Here is a 13,612-nt window from a genome sequence, read left to right on the forward strand (position 1 = left end):
AGCGGAAGACGGCGGCACGCAATCGTGCCGCCGTCTCGTTTTTCAGTTGCCGGCGCTTTCCATGCGGCGTGTCTTCAACACGCGCTCCAGCCAGCCGATTTCCATCTCCGGAACCGACTTCAACAAAAGGTCCGTGTAGTCGTCGAAGGGCGGCGACAGCACCTTCGACTTCGGACCGAAGCGCACGAGGCGGCCGCGATGCATGACCGCGACGCTGTCGGCGATCGCCCGGACGATGGCGATGTCGTGGGTGATAAAGACATAGGAAACAGCGGTTTCCTCTTGAAGCTTCAAAAGCAGATTCAGGATGCCTTCGGCCACCAGCGGATCGAGTGCGGAGGTCGGCTCGTCGCAGAGGATCAGCTCGGGCTTGGCTGCAAGCGCCCTTGCGATCGCCACGCGCTGCTTCTGCCCACCGGAGAGTTCCGCCGGATAACGATCGAGGAAGCGGCCGCCCATCTCGATCTGGTCCAAGAGCTCGTTGACCCGCTCCGTCTTCTTCTGGCCGTGCAGACCGAAGTAGAAGGAGAGCGGTCGGCCGACGATGTCGCGCACCGTCTGGCGCGGGTTCATCGCCGTATCGGCCATCTGGTAGATCATCTGGATGCGCCGCAGCTCGTCATTGCTGCGGCCCTTCAAGGCGCGCGGCAATTCCTTGCCCTCGAAGGTGATGCGGCCCTCGGTCGGCGGCAGAAGCCCGGTGATGACCCGGGCGAGCGTCGACTTGCCCGAGCCGCTCTCGCCGACGATCGCCAGCGTCTGGCCCTTTGGCAGATGCATCGAGACATCGTGCAGCACCTTGAAGCCATTGGCGTAGCCGGCGCTGACATGCTCGATCGTCAGCTGCGTGCCGGTCTGGTCAACCGCTTCGTCGCGCTTGGTTTGGCGGACGCTGACGAGCGCACGGGTGTAATCCTCGCGCGGCGCTTCGATGATCTGCTTCGTCGAGCCGTATTCCACTGTCTTGCCGTGGCGCAGCACCATGATGTCGTCGGAGATCTGGGCAACGACGGCGAGATCATGGGTGATGTAGAGCGCTGCCGTATGCGTCTCCTCGATCGCGTGCTTGATTGCGGCGAGCACGTCGATCTGGGTTGTCACGTCGAGTGCGGTCGTCGGCTCGTCGAAGACGATCAGCTCCGGGTTGGGGCAGAGCGCCATGGCGGTCATGGCGCGCTGCAATTGCCCGCCGGAGACCTGGTGCGGATAGCGGTCGCCGAAGGTTTCCGGATTGGGCAGGCCCAGCACCCGGAAGAGATAGAGCGCCCGCTTCTTTGCCTCGTCGCGGCTCATGATGCCGTGGCGCAGCGACGCCTCGATCACCTGGTCGCCGAGCCTATGGGCCGGGTTGAAGGCGGCAGCGGCCGATTGCGCGACATAGCAGACGCGGGCGCCGCGGATCGAGCGGATACCGTGTCTGTCGAGCGTCAGGATATCCTTGCCGTCGAGCAGGACCTGGCCGCCGGTGATGCGCACGCCGCCGCGGCCGTAGGCGAGTGCCGAAAGGCCAATGGTCGACTTGCCGGCGCCGGACTCACCGATGAGGCCGAGCACCTTGCCCTTCTGAACGTCGAAGGAGACGCCCTCGACGAGGGTGACGACCTTGGGCGGCTCGCCCGGCGGATAGCTGGTCGCTTCGATCTTGAGGTTCTTGACGGAAAGCATCTCAGGCATCGCCGCGTCCTCCCTTGAGGCTGGAGGTTCTCTTCATCAGCCAGTCGACGACGAGGTTGACGCAGATCGCGAGCGTGGCGATCGCCGCACCCGGGATGAGCGCTGCCGAAATGCCGAAGATGATGCCGTCCTTGTTGTCCTTGACCATGCCGCCCCAGTCCGCTGCCGGCGGCTGGATGCCGAGGCCGAGGAAGGAGAGGGTGGAGAGGAACAGGATGGAGAAGGCGAAGCGCAGGCCGAATTCGGCGAGCAGCGGCGACAGCGTGTTCGGCAGGATCTCGCGGAAGATGATCCAGAGCGAACCTTCGCCGCGCAGCCTTGCGGCCTCGACGAACTCCATGACCGCAACATCGAGCGCCACGGCGCGGCCGATGCGAAAGACGCGGGTACTGTCGAGCACCGCCATCACCAGGATCAGGATCCACAGATGCTGCGGCAGCACGGCAAGGACGACGAGGGCGAAGATCAGGGTCGGGATCGCCATCATCAGGTCGTTGAAGCGGGAGAAGAGCTGGTCGGTAAAGCCGCCGACGACGGCGGCCGTGAAGCTTAGGAGCATGCCGAGCGAGAAGGAGAGCACGGTTGCCGCCAGCGCCACGAAGATGGTGGTGCGGGCGCCGTAGATCAGACGCGAGAGCAGGTCGCGGCCGAGATTGTCGGTGCCGAGCAGGAAGTCGCCGCCGGCCGGAAGCCAGACGTCGCCAACGACGTCGCGCTCGCCGAAGGGGGCGATGACGGGCGCAAAGAGGGCGCAGAAGATCGCGATCGCGATGCCGGCGATGCCGATCCAGGCGCTGAAGGGAATGGATCTCAGGTTCATCGCGGATGCCTCAGTCTCGGGTTGGCGATGATCGCGAGAATGTCGGCCGCCATGTTCAGGAAGATGTAGAAGGCGGCAAAGATCAGGCCGCAGGCCTGAACGACCGGCATGTCGCGCACGGTCACCGCATCCACCATGTATTGGCCCATGCCCGGATAGACGAAGACCACTTCGACGACGACCACGCCGACGACGAGATAGGCAAGGTTGAGCGCAATGACGTTGATGACCGGCGCCACGGCGTTGGGAGCCGCATGGCGCGCGATGATGCGGAACATGCCGAGACCCTTGAGTTCGGCCGTCTCGACATAGGCCGACGACATGACGTTGAGGATCGCCGCGCGGGTCATGCGCATCATGTGGGCGAGAACGACGAGAACGAGTGTCGCGACGGGAAGTGCGATCGCCGAGAGCCGTTCGGTGAAGGTCATGCTGTCATAGACGGTCGCGGGGAAGGTCGCGACGCCGTATTTGACGGCAAAGAACATGATCAGCAGATAGCCGACGAAGAACTCGGGCAGGGAGATGGCCGCGAGCGAGACGACGTTGATGATCTTGTCGGGCAGCCGGTTTCGAAACTGTACCGCCAGCATGCCGAGCCCGACGGCGAGCGGCACGGAGACGAGGGCCGCGAAGAAGGCGAGGAAGAGCGAATTGCCGAGGCGCTTGGAAATCTGTTCGCCGACCGAGTTCTTGCTCGCCCAGGACGTTCCGAAGTCGCCCTGCAGGGCGCCGCCGAGCCAGGAGACGTAGCGTTCGGTCCAGGGCCTGTCGAGGCCGAGATCCTTGCGGATGTTTTCGACAGCCTGCGGCGTTGCCGACTGGCCGAGATAGGTTGTGGCGAAGTCGCCCGGAAGCGCCTCAATGCCACCGAAGATCATCAGCGATACGGCAAAGAGCAGCCCGACGCTCAGGCCGAGGCGCTGCAGGACCAGCGCCGCGAGCGGGCGGCGGAAGGTGAAGCGCCGCCAGAAGGTGCCACCGATTTCGCTGTTTGCGGGGTTGGCGCCAGGGTTGGGTTTTGCTGGTACTCCGGAAAGTTCGGCAGACCGCGGGTGTGTTGCACCCGCGGTTCCATCCGTCGAAACCGGACCAGTGAGCGGTCCGCTTTCCATCATCATGCGTCCAGCCATACCCGGGTTGCGACGTAACCGTTCGACATGTCGTTGCCGATGTCGTGCACATAGCCCTTCACCTGCTTGGTGGAGGCGTTCACGAAGTCGTTGAACATCGGCAGGATCAGGCCGCCTTCGTCACGCACCATCATCGCCATGGTGCGGTACATGTCCTTGCGCTTGGCCTCGTCGAGTTCGGCGCGGGCCTCGAGCAGGATCTTGTCGAAATCCGGGCGCTTGAAGCGGGTGTCGTTCCAGTCGGCGGTGGAGAGATAGGCGGTCGAGTACATCTGGTCCTGGGTCGGACGGCCGCCCCAGTAGGAGGTGGAGAAGGGCTGCACGTTCCAGACGTTCGTCCAGTAGCCGTCGCCCGGCTCGCGCTTGACCTCGATCTCGATGCCGGCCTTCTTGGCGCTTTCCTGGTAGAGCACGGCCGCATCGACCGCACCCGGGAAGGCGACGTCGGAGGTGCGCAGGAGCACCGGACCGCTATGGCCCGATTTCTTGTAGTGGAAGGCCGCCTTGTCCGGATCGTAGGCACGCTGCTCGATGCCTTCGGGGAAGAGCGCATAGGTGTCGTTGATCGGGAAGTCGTTGCCGACCTTGCCGTAGCCGCCGAGGATGCGCTGGACCATGGTCTCGCGGTCCATCGAATATTTCAGCGCCATGCGCAGGTCGTTGTTGTCGAAGGGCGCGGTGTTGCAATGCATGATGAACACGTAATGGCCGCGGCCGGACGTGTTCAGGATCTCGACCGTCGGCGCCTTCTTCAAAAGGTTGACCGTCTTCGGATCGACGCGGTTGATGTAGTGCACCTGGCCGGAGGAAAGGGCGGCGATGCGGGCGGTCGCGTCGTTCATGGCGATCAGCTCGACCGAGTCGACATAGCCGCGGTCCGTGCGCCAGTCGTCGGCGTTCTTCTCGAAGGTGGCGCGAACGCCGGCTTCGAAGCTCGTCACCTTGAAGGGGCCGGTGCCGATCATCGCGTCCGGCTTGTCGATGCCGCCGCCCGGCTGGATGATCAGGTGATAGTCGGTCAGAAGCAGCGGCAGGTCGGCATTGCCTTCGGTCAGCACGAGCACCAGCTTGTCGCCGTCGGCCTTGATTTCCTTGATCGACTTCATCACGCCGAGCGCGCCGGACTCCGACTTTTCGTCGGTGTGGCGCTGCAGGGTCTTGATGACGTCGTCGAGCGTCAGTTCTTTGCCGTCATGGAACTTCACGCCCTTGCGGATGGTGAAGGTCCAGGTCGAGGCGTCGGCTGACGGCTCCCAGGATTCGGCAAGGGCCGGCACCGGCGCGCCCGTCGTCGGGTGGCTTTCGACCAGCATGTCGCCCCAGTTGCGGCCGACGACGAACATGAATTGCGAAAGCGCCTTGGCCGGGTCCTTCGAGTCGGTGGCGGCAGCGCCTTCAAGACCGAGCTTCAGGTGGCCGCCGCGCTTCGGCTCCTGCGCCTGAGCGCTGGTGGCAAACAGCGTGCCTGCCGTCGAGGCGAGAATGCCGGCTGCTGCCGCGCGGCCCAAAAACTCGCGGCGGTTCATCTTGCCGAGCATGACCTGGCGTGTGAGGTAATCCTTGTAATCGCTCATTCCCCTGTTCCCTTCTGTTGTCGGCATTCGCCGTTCGTAGTGGTTGGTAGAGATTGCTGCGTACAGCCATTGTATCAGATGGCTTCGGATCGGCCTGACGGCCGCTTTTTCTTCTCTTTCTGTCGTCTTCTCCTTCCCCAGCCGGGGGCGTCCTTCGTTCAGATCGATAAGCGTAATCGCTGGAACTCTTCTTGTAACGCCCTAAATTACAATTTATTTCCATAAGCTTGGCTTATGGATGCGTGTTTGATGGCGCGCGGCTTTTCCCGCGCGTCTCGTCACGTCTTGGTGCCGGTCGCCCGGCTCGGTTGCCTGCGCCGCCAAGGCTTGGCGGGGATGCGCTTTCGGTGATTTCACGCGAAAGCGGGATGCTCTAGCGACCCTTCCAGACGGGGTCGCGCTTCTCGGTGAAGGCGCGCACGCCTTCCAGCTGGTCTTCGCTCGAATAGAGGATATCGACGGTCTTGAACTGCCGTTTGGTAATCTTGTTCATGGTCCCCTGGAAGGTGTCGCCCTCGGCGGCGCGCACCACTTCCTTGATCGCGGCATAGACGAGCGGTGGGCCGCTTTCGAGCAGGCGCGCCAGTTCCCAGGCGCGATCCATCAACTTGCCCGCCGGCAGGATCTCGTTGACGAAACCCCAGCGGTTGGCCTCGACTGCATCGAGCCAGCGGCCGGTCAGAAGCATGTCCATGGCGATGTGATAGGGGATGCGCTTCGGCAGCTTGATCGAGGCCGCGTCGGCAACGGTGCCGGAGCGGATCTCGGGCAGCGCAAAGGTTGCGTGTTCAGCGGCAAGGATCAGGTCGGTCGAAAGGGCGATCTCCAGGCCGCCGCCGCAGCAGATGCCGTTGATCGCCGCGATGATCGGCTTGTTGAGATCGCGCAGCTCCTGCATGCCGCCGAAACCGCCGACGCCATAGTCGCCGTCGACGGCGTCACCGCCGGCGGCGGCCTTTAGGTCCCATCCTGGACAGAAGAATTTTTCACCGGCGCCGGTGATGATGGCGACGCGCAAGGTGTCTTCGTCGCGGAAGTCGCGGAAGATCTCGCCCATCACCCGGCTGGTCGCCAGGTCGATGGCGTTGGCCTTCGGCCGGTCGATGGTGACTTCGAGGATGCCGCCTTCGCGGCGTGTACGGATCGGTCCGGTCATCGCTGTCATTTCCTCCGGCGGATCAGGGCGTCGGCAGCAACGGCACCCTGACCGTTCGGCAACACCATCAAAGGATTGATATCCAGTTCTTCGAGTTTCGAAGCGTTTGCAACGACATAGGATGCCGCTGCCGCGACAGCCTCGATCAAAGCGGCGTAATCGGCGGCAGGCGCGCCGCGATAGCCGTCGAGCAGCCTGCGGATCTTCAGTCCGCCGATCGCTTCCCCGATCGCTTCCGGCGTGGTCGGCAGCGTCACGATGGCGGAATCGTCGAGCAGTTCCACAAGGATGCCGCCGGCGCCGATGGTCAGAACCGGGCCGGCGACCGGGTCGCGCATGGCGCCGATGATGAGCTCGGCGACGGGCTTGCCCACCATCTTCTCCACGAGATAGCCGGATGCGACTCCGGCCATGGTTTTGGCCGCCGTATAGACGTCATCGCGGCTCGTGAGGTTGAGCTTCACAGCACCCGCTTCGGTCTTGTGGGCGACGCCGAGGCCCTTGAGCACGACGGGGAAACCGAGCGCTTCGGCAGCCGTTGCTGCCTCCTCGGCGGTTGCCGCCGTCTTGCCCTTCGGCACGGTGAGGCCTGCGGCGGCAAGCTCCACCTTTGCCTCGTGTTCGCTGAGGGTGACGGCTTCACCATCGTCGGCATCAATACCGTCGAGCAGACGGGGCGGGGCGGGCTTTGCCCAGACAGCGCCGATATCGGCTGCCGTCTCGATCGCGTCCAGAGCCTCCTCTATGCCGAAGAAGGGCACGATGCCGGCCTTCATCAGAAAGAGCGCGGTTGCCTCCGGCATGTTTTCGCCAAGGCTTGCGACGATGCCGGCGCGGGCGCCGGTGGCTCTCGCCGCGTCGATCACCGCGTGGCAGGTGGTCTCCCAGTCGGCCGGGTCGCAGCGGTCGAGACGGGGGAAATCGAGCACGAGCAGATTGATGGCATAGCCGCCCTTCATCATGGCGGTAAAAGCGGTCGTCTGCTTCTCGCGATTGCCCCAGACGAAGGTGTGGTAGTCGAGCGGGTTGGCGATCGTCACCATCTCGCCGAGCGCGTCCTTCAGCGGCTTCTTCTGCTCGTCGCGCAAGGGGCGGTAGTTTACTCGGTAGCGTTCGCCGGCATCCGCCATCAGCGAGGCCTCGCCGCCGGAGCAGCTCATCGAGGAGATGTCGCGGCTGTCGAGCGGGCCTGCCACATGCAGCAGCTTCAGGGTTTCCAGAAGTGCGGGCAGCGTGTCGACGCGGCCAATGCCGAGACGGGCCAGCAGTGCGGACGAAACACGGTCGTTGCCGGCAAGCGATGCGGTGTGCGACACCGTCGCAAGCTGGGCCGCTTCGGACTTCCCGACCTTGAGCGTCACGACCGGCTTGCCGAGTTCGCGCGCCCGCGTCGCCAGCCGCTCGAGGGCCGCCACGCTGTCGAAGCCTTCGATATGCAGGCCGACGGCGGTGACGCGCGGATCTTCGAGCACGGCGCAGGCGATGTCGGACAAGCCCGTCTGCGCCTGGTTGCCGGCGGTCATGACATAGGCGAGCGGCAGGCCGCGCGTCTGCATCGAGATGTTGCAGGCGATGTTGGAGGACTGCGTCAGGATCGCGACGCCCTTTTCGACGCGTTGCATGCCGTGCTGGTCGGGCCAGAGCAGGGCGCCGTCGAGCATGTTGATGAAGCCATAGCAATTCGGCCCGACGATCGGCATGTCGGCGGCCGCCTGCACCAGCGCCTCCTGCATGTGGTTGCCGTCGTCGAGCTCGCTTGCCGCCTCGCGGAAGCCCGAGGCATAGCAGACCGCACCGCCCGCGCCGCGGGCGGCGAGGTCACGGATGATGTCGATCGTCAGCTGCCGGTTGACGCCGACGAAGGAGGCGTCCGGTGCGCCCGGAAGCTCGGCGACCGAACGGTAGCACTTGCGGCCGAGGATTTCGGTCTCGCGCGGATGCACCGGCCAGATCTCGCCGGTAAAACCCATCTTGTCGCATTGTTCGATAACGCGCCGCGCTTCCTTGCCGCCGAAAACGGCGATCGAGCGCGGGCGGATCAGGCGGTCGAGGGAGCGGGGCGTGGAGGTCATGCCGTTTTGCACTCCCTCATGCCGACGGCCGTCGGAGCGCTCGCCATCAACGCCCTCATTCCTGTGCTTGTCACCGGAATCCAGCCGGCTTGCGTCGGCAAGCCGGTAAGGGCTCTCTTCACTTTGAAGCGCATGCGTTGTTTGCTTTGGTCGTGCGCGGCACGGACGTGCCGCTGCTGGATTCCTGTGACGAGCACAGGAATGAGGGAGGGAGAGGAAGCCTGTTCAATCATCCCGTCACGCCCCCAGCGGCCGCAAGAGGTCGCGGCTGATGATGTGGCGCTGGATTTCGGACGTACCGTCCCAGATGCGCTCGACGCGGGCGTCGCGCCAGAAGCGGGCGAGCGGCAGGTCGTCCATCAGGCCCATGCCGCCGAAAATCTGGATCGCCTCGTCGGTGACGCGGGCGAGCATCTCGGTGGCGTAGACCTTGGCCGAGGCAATCTCGCGGTTCGACGGCAGGCCGTTGTCGAGCCGCCAGGCGGCCGACAGCGTCAAAAGGTCGGCGGCGTCGATCTCGGTGATCATGTCGGCGAGCTTGAAGGAGACGCCCTGGTTGGCGCCGATCGGCTTGCCGAACTGCTTGCGCTCGGCGGCATAGTTTAGCGCATAATCGAAGGCGCGGCGCGCCCGGCCGACCGAGGTCGCCGCCACCGTGAGGCGGGTGGCGAACAGCCAGTCATTGGCGACGTCAAAACCCTTGTGCACTTCGCCGAGGATCTGGGCGGACGGCAGGCGGCAATCGTCGAAGGTGAGGACGCAGTTGTTGTAGCCGCGGTGGGAAACGGAGTTGTAGCCCTTGCGGATCTCGAAGCCGGGCGTGCCGCGGTCGACGAGGAAGCAGGTGATCTTCTTCTTCGGGCCGCGCGGCGTCTCTTCCTCGCCGGTGGCGATGAAGACGATGACGAAATCGGCGATGTCGGCATGGCTGATGAAATGCTTGGTGCCGTTGACGATCCAGTCGTCGCCGTCCTTGCGGGCAAAACACTTCATGCCGCGCACGTCGGAGCCGGCGTCCGGCTCGGTCATGGCGAGTGCGTCGAACTTGTCGCCCTTGACCGCTGGCAACAGGTACTTCTCGCGCTGTTCGGCGTTGCAAGCCATCAGGATACCCGAAGGGCGGCCGAAAAAGACGGTGAGGCCCATGGAGCCGCGGCCAAGCTCGCGCTCGACCAGTGTGAAGGACGTGTGGTCGAGACCGGCGCCGCCGACTTCCTCCGGGAAGTTACAGCCGAAGAAGCCGATCTCCTTGCATTTGCGGGCGATCTCCTGGCCGAGTTCGCGCGGCACAATGCCTGTGCGCTCGACCTCGTCCTCATGCGGATAGATTTCCGTTTCGACGAAGCTCCTGACCGTATCGACGATCATCTGCTGTTCTTCGGTCAGTGCGAAATTCATTGTGTTCTCCCTCGCAATTATCTGCCTGCCTGCGACCGATCTCCCCATCAGTCGCTGCATGCTCGGCTGCCCCTCACCCTAACCCTCTCCCCGCAGGCGGGGAGAGGGGACGCCTCTCGGGTATCGCACCGCCTCGGCCGTCAAGAACCGCAGCGACCTTTGAAGGAACCAGCGGTTGCGGCAGATCCCTTCTCCCCGTTTACGGGGAGAAGGTCGCGGCAGCGGGATGAGGGGCTTGACCCGGCATTGCCCGCAATCCCTCCGAAGACGGAGGGCTGGTCTCAGCGCTTCTGGCCGACGAAGCGTCCGGCGCCTTCAGGCGTCGGCAGCTGCGCATGGGCTTCTGTAATCGCACGCAGCTTGCTCAGCACCTTCTCGGGTGCCGCGACCGCCTTGCCGGCCTTGCTGTCGACATGCAGCATCATTTGCTCGGCGGTGGCCACGGCCTCGTTGGTCGCGGCATTGTAGATCGTCGAGAAGATGTGCAGGCGCTTTTCGTCGGACGACAGGATCTGGCAGGTCGAATAGAGCGCCTCGCCGAGCTTGGCCTCGCCGAGGTTCCGGATGTGGGTCTCGACCGTGTAGTAGCTGTGGCCGTCGCGCACATAGTCGAGATCCACGCCGATCAGGCGCAGCAGGCCGTCGGTGGTGTCGCCGAAGACCTGGAGATAGCGGTGCTCGGTCATGTGGCCGTTGTAATCGACCCAGGCGGCGCTGACTTTGGTGTCGACGATGCGCAGCGGCTTGACGTCGCCGAGGTTGGCTTCCGGCTTTTTCGCGTTGGCCCAGAGCTTGGCTTCGAAATCGGCGAGCAGCTTGCCCGCACCCCAGCCTTCGCCGCCATTGCCGGATTTCAGCGCATGCATGATGCCGACGAGGTTTTCGTCGCGGATGCGTTCGAGCTCGCGGATCGAGCGGCCGGCGGCCTGCGCGTCCGACTGGGCACCGATCTTTTCGACCAGCGCGTCATCGAGATCGACGACATCGGTGAACTTCGTCCACGGCCATTTCAGGCACGGGCCGAACTGGGCGAGGAAGTGGCGCATGCCGGCTTCGCCGCCAGCGATGCGGTAGGTCTCGAACAGGCCCATCTGCGCCCAGCGCATGCCGAAGGAATAACGCATGACGTTGTCGAGCGTCTCGGTATCGCAGATGTCGTCCTGGATCAGCCACAGCGCCTCGCGCCAGAGCGCTTCGAGCAGGCGGTCGCCGACGAAGGCCTCGATCTCCTTGGCGATGACGACGCCCTTCATGCCGATCTGCTCGACGCCCAACATGGCGCGTTCGATCGTCGCCTTCGTCGTCTTCTTGCCACCGACCAGTTCGACAAGCGGCAGGAGGTAGACGGGGTTATAGGGATGCGCCACGAACATGCGCTCCGGGTGGTGCATTTCGGATTGCAGGTCGGAAGGCAGCAGGCCCGAGGTGGAGGAACCGATCAGTGCATCGGGCCGTGCGGCCGCGTCGATCTTGGTGATGACGCCGCGCTTCAGCTCCAGCCGCTCGGGCACGCTTTCCTGAATCCAGTCAGCACCTTCGACCGCTTCCTCGATGCTCTTGCAGAAGGTGAGTTTTCCCTTCGGCGGGAGCGGCGCCATTGTGAGCATGGCATAGGCGCGCTCGGCATTGGCCATGACTTCGCCGATGATGCGCTCGGCTTCCGGATGCGGGTCGAAGATCTTCACGTCGATACCGGCAAGCGCGAAACGCGCCACCCAGGCGCCACCGATGACGCCACCGCCGACACAGGCTGCATTCTTGATAAAGGTCATGATTGTTCAGTCCCTGCTCAGCGCTTCGTCAGTTTCAGTTTCTCGCGGACTTCCTTCGGTCCGATGATCTTGGCGCCCATGCCCTCGATGACGCCGACGGCCTTTTCGACGAGCTGGCCGTTGGTCGCGAGCTGGCCCTTGCCGATATAGAGGTTGTCTTCGAGGCCGACGCGGACATTGCCGCCGGCAAGGATCGCCGCTGCCGGATAGGCAAGCGCGTTGCGGCCGATGGAAAAGGCCGAGAAGGTCCAGTTGGCGGGCACGTTGTTGACCATCGCCATGAAGGTGTTGAGATCGTCGGGCGCACCCCACGGAATTCCCATGCAGAGCTGGATCAGCACCGGATCCTCAATCAGGCCTTCCTCGACCAGCTGCTTGGCAAACCAGAGATGGCCGGTGTCGAAGGCTTCGATTTCCGGGCGCACGCCCAGTGCCGTCATCTGACGCGCCATTTCGCGCAGCATCGACGGCGTGTTGGTCATGACGTAATCGCCGAGCGAGAAGTTCATGGTGCCGCAGTCGAGCGTGCAGATTTCCGGCAGGCATTCGGCCACATGGGCAACGCGCTCGGTGGCGCCGGCCATGTCGGTGCCTTTCTCGTTGAGCGGCAGCGGGCTTTCGACGTTGCCGAAGATCAGGTCCCCGCCCATGCCGGCGGTCAGGTTCAGCACCATGTCGACATCGGCGGAGCGGATGCGGTCGGTCACTTCCTTGTAGAGATCAAGCCTGCGGGCAGGGGCTCCGGTCTCCGGATCGCGGACGTGGCAATGGACCACGGCCGCACCCGCCTTGGCCGCCTCGACCGCCGCTTCGGCGATCTGTTTCGGCGTGATCGGCACGTGGCTGGACTTTGAAACGGTATCTCCCGAGCCGGTGACGGCACAGGTGATGAATACCTCGCGGTTCATGCTGAGCGGCATTGCTGTCTCCCTTTTATTGAGCCCATTACGAGCCAAGAAGGACCGCGCTGCTTTTCATTATCGGCTGCATCTTATACATTATCGGCGAAGGCGTGGAGAAGTTTGGGCATGGATCAGAACGTTTCGCAGGTGCAGCACGTCGATATCCTGGTGCTGCCGGAGACCAATCTGATCCTTGTCGCCTCGGTGATCGAGCCGATGCGTGCCGCCAACCGCATCGCCGGTCGACCGCTCTACGATTGGACGATCTATAGCCCGGATGGCGAACCGATCGAGACGAAGAGCGGCATTCCCATTCCGGTCGCAGGCGCCTTCCGGCCGCAGCGCGAGACATCACCGCTCTTCATCCTCTCGAGTTACAACTGGGAACGCAGCGCCACCTCGCAGCTGAAGATGCTGTTGTCGCAGACAGCAAGGCACCGCGAGATGATGGCGGGCATCGAATCGGGCTCCTGGCTGCTCGCCGAAACCAGCCTGCTCGACACCTCCAAGGCGACGACCCACTGGGAGGATTTCGAGGATTTCACCACCGCCTATCCGCAGGTGACCATGGTGCGCGAGCGCTTCGTCATCGACGGCAAGCGCATCACGACGGGCGGCTCGCTGCCGACGCTCGACCTGATGCTGGAACTGATCCGTCGGGCGCACGGCTATTCGCTGGCGCTCGAAGTCTCGCGACTGTTCATCTACGAGCAGGAGCGCACTCGCGGCGATCTTCTGCAGATGCCAGCGATCGGCAACATGCGCATCCTCGACCCGCGCGTCGGCGCCGCCGTGAAACTGATGGAAGAAACGGTGGAAGCGCCGCTGACCCTCTCGCGGCTCGCCCGCCGCATCGGCGTCAGCACCCGCCATCTGCAAGATCTCTTTCGCGACACGATGGGCGTTGCGCCGCACGAGCACTACCTGGCGCTTCGTCTCAATGCGGCGCGGCGCAAGGTGATCGAGACGCGGATGGAATTTGCCGACATTGCCGCGATCTCCGGCTTCAACTCGTCGTCTTCCTTCTCGCGCAGCTACAGGGCGCACTACCGCGAAAGCCCGAGCGAAACGCGCAGGCGGCTGAAGCTGAAGAGCTGAGCGCGCGCTTCAA

The 13,612-nt window shown here is 64.0% G+C and carries 10 protein-coding genes; 1 reads left to right on the top strand and 9 read right to left on the bottom strand.

Annotation, left to right across the window (positions count from 1 at the left end):
- Positions 1-42 precede the first annotated feature (42 nt).
- The 9 genes from OKW20_RS17975 to OKW20_RS18015 all read right to left on the bottom strand — a co-directional run bounded on the left by OKW20_RS17975 (position 43) and on the right by OKW20_RS18015 (position 12,519).
- The gene (locus tag OKW20_RS17975) at positions 43-1,674 is read right to left on the bottom strand and encodes an ABC transporter ATP-binding protein (protein WP_429173944.1); all 1,632 of its coding nucleotides are present in this window, start codon (positions 1,672-1,674) and stop codon (positions 43-45) included.
- The gene (locus OKW20_RS17980) at positions 1,667-2,494 is read right to left on the bottom strand and encodes an ABC transporter permease (protein WP_043624703.1); all 828 of its coding nucleotides are present in this window, start codon (positions 2,492-2,494) and stop codon (positions 1,667-1,669) included. Before OKW20_RS17980 ends, OKW20_RS17975 begins: the two co-directional genes overlap by 8 nt.
- Positions 2,491-3,612, bottom strand: a complete 1,122-nt coding sequence (locus OKW20_RS17985; protein WP_429174534.1) for an ABC transporter permease — start codon at positions 3,610-3,612, stop codon at positions 2,491-2,493. The genes OKW20_RS17980 and OKW20_RS17985 overlap by 4 nt, the downstream gene beginning before the upstream one ends.
- Positions 3,612-5,201: an ABC transporter substrate-binding protein gene (locus tag OKW20_RS17990; RefSeq protein ID WP_192446814.1), complete on the bottom strand. Its 1,590-nt coding sequence runs from the start codon at positions 5,199-5,201 to the stop codon at positions 3,612-3,614. The genes OKW20_RS17985 and OKW20_RS17990 overlap by 1 nt, the downstream gene beginning before the upstream one ends.
- Before the next feature lie 373 nt (positions 5,202-5,574).
- Entirely contained in the window at positions 5,575-6,357 is a 783-nt protein-coding gene (locus OKW20_RS17995) for a carnitinyl-CoA dehydratase (protein ID WP_429173946.1), read from the bottom strand.
- Between the two features lie 5 nt (positions 6,358-6,362).
- Positions 6,363-8,429, bottom strand: a complete 2,067-nt coding sequence (locus OKW20_RS18000; protein WP_429173948.1) for an acetate--CoA ligase family protein — start codon at positions 8,427-8,429, stop codon at positions 6,363-6,365.
- Between the two features lie 237 nt (positions 8,430-8,666).
- Positions 8,667-9,827, bottom strand: coding sequence for an acyl-CoA dehydrogenase family protein (locus OKW20_RS18005; protein WP_429173950.1), 1,161 nt, complete (start codon positions 9,825-9,827; stop codon positions 8,667-8,669).
- Positions 9,828-10,108: 281 nt separating this feature from the next.
- Entirely contained in the window at positions 10,109-11,599 is a 1,491-nt protein-coding gene (locus tag OKW20_RS18010) for a carnitine 3-dehydrogenase (protein ID WP_429173952.1), read from the bottom strand.
- A gap of 17 nt (positions 11,600-11,616) precedes the next feature.
- A complete protein-coding gene (locus OKW20_RS18015; RefSeq protein ID WP_043624717.1) occupies positions 11,617-12,519 on the bottom strand; it encodes a 3-keto-5-aminohexanoate cleavage protein in 903 nt (300 codons plus the stop codon).
- A gap of 108 nt (positions 12,520-12,627) precedes the next feature.
- On the opposite strand from OKW20_RS18015, the gene OKW20_RS18020 reads away from it, so the two are divergent.
- Positions 12,628-13,599 carry a GlxA family transcriptional regulator gene (locus tag OKW20_RS18020; RefSeq protein ID WP_429173953.1) on the top strand — a complete coding sequence of 324 codons (972 nt, stop codon included), beginning with the start codon at positions 12,628-12,630 and terminating at the stop codon, positions 13,597-13,599.
- Positions 13,600-13,612: the final 13 nt, after the last annotated feature.

The sequence above is a fragment of the Ensifer sp. LBL genome (assembly GCF_050435225.1).
Classification (GTDB): Bacteria; Pseudomonadota; Alphaproteobacteria; order Rhizobiales; family Rhizobiaceae; genus Ensifer.

Coding starts and splice junctions, on each gene's coding strand:
- OKW20_RS17975 (WP_429173944.1), bottom strand. CDS start 1,674: ATGCCTGAGATGCTTTCCGTCAAGAACCTCAAGATCGAAGCGACCAGC.
- OKW20_RS17980 (WP_043624703.1), bottom strand. CDS start 2,494: ATGAACCTGAGATCCATTCCCTTCAGCGCCTGGATCGGCATCGCCGGC.
- OKW20_RS17985 (WP_429174534.1), bottom strand. CDS start 3,612: ATGATGGAAAGCGGACCGCTCACTGGTCCGGTTTCGACGGATGGAACC.
- OKW20_RS17990 (WP_192446814.1), bottom strand. CDS start 5,201: ATGAGCGATTACAAGGATTACCTCACACGCCAGGTCATGCTCGGCAAG.
- OKW20_RS17995 (WP_429173946.1), bottom strand. CDS start 6,357: ATGACCGGACCGATCCGTACACGCCGCGAAGGCGGCATCCTCGAAGTC.
- OKW20_RS18000 (WP_429173948.1), bottom strand. CDS start 8,429: ATGACCTCCACGCCCCGCTCCCTCGACCGCCTGATCCGCCCGCGCTCG.
- OKW20_RS18005 (WP_429173950.1), bottom strand. CDS start 9,827: ATGAATTTCGCACTGACCGAAGAACAGCAGATGATCGTCGATACGGTC.
- OKW20_RS18010 (WP_429173952.1), bottom strand. CDS start 11,599: ATGACCTTTATCAAGAATGCAGCCTGTGTCGGCGGTGGCGTCATCGGT.
- OKW20_RS18015 (WP_043624717.1), bottom strand. CDS start 12,519: ATGCCGCTCAGCATGAACCGCGAGGTATTCATCACCTGTGCCGTCACC.
- OKW20_RS18020 (WP_429173953.1), top strand. CDS start 12,628: ATGGATCAGAACGTTTCGCAGGTGCAGCACGTCGATATCCTGGTGCTG.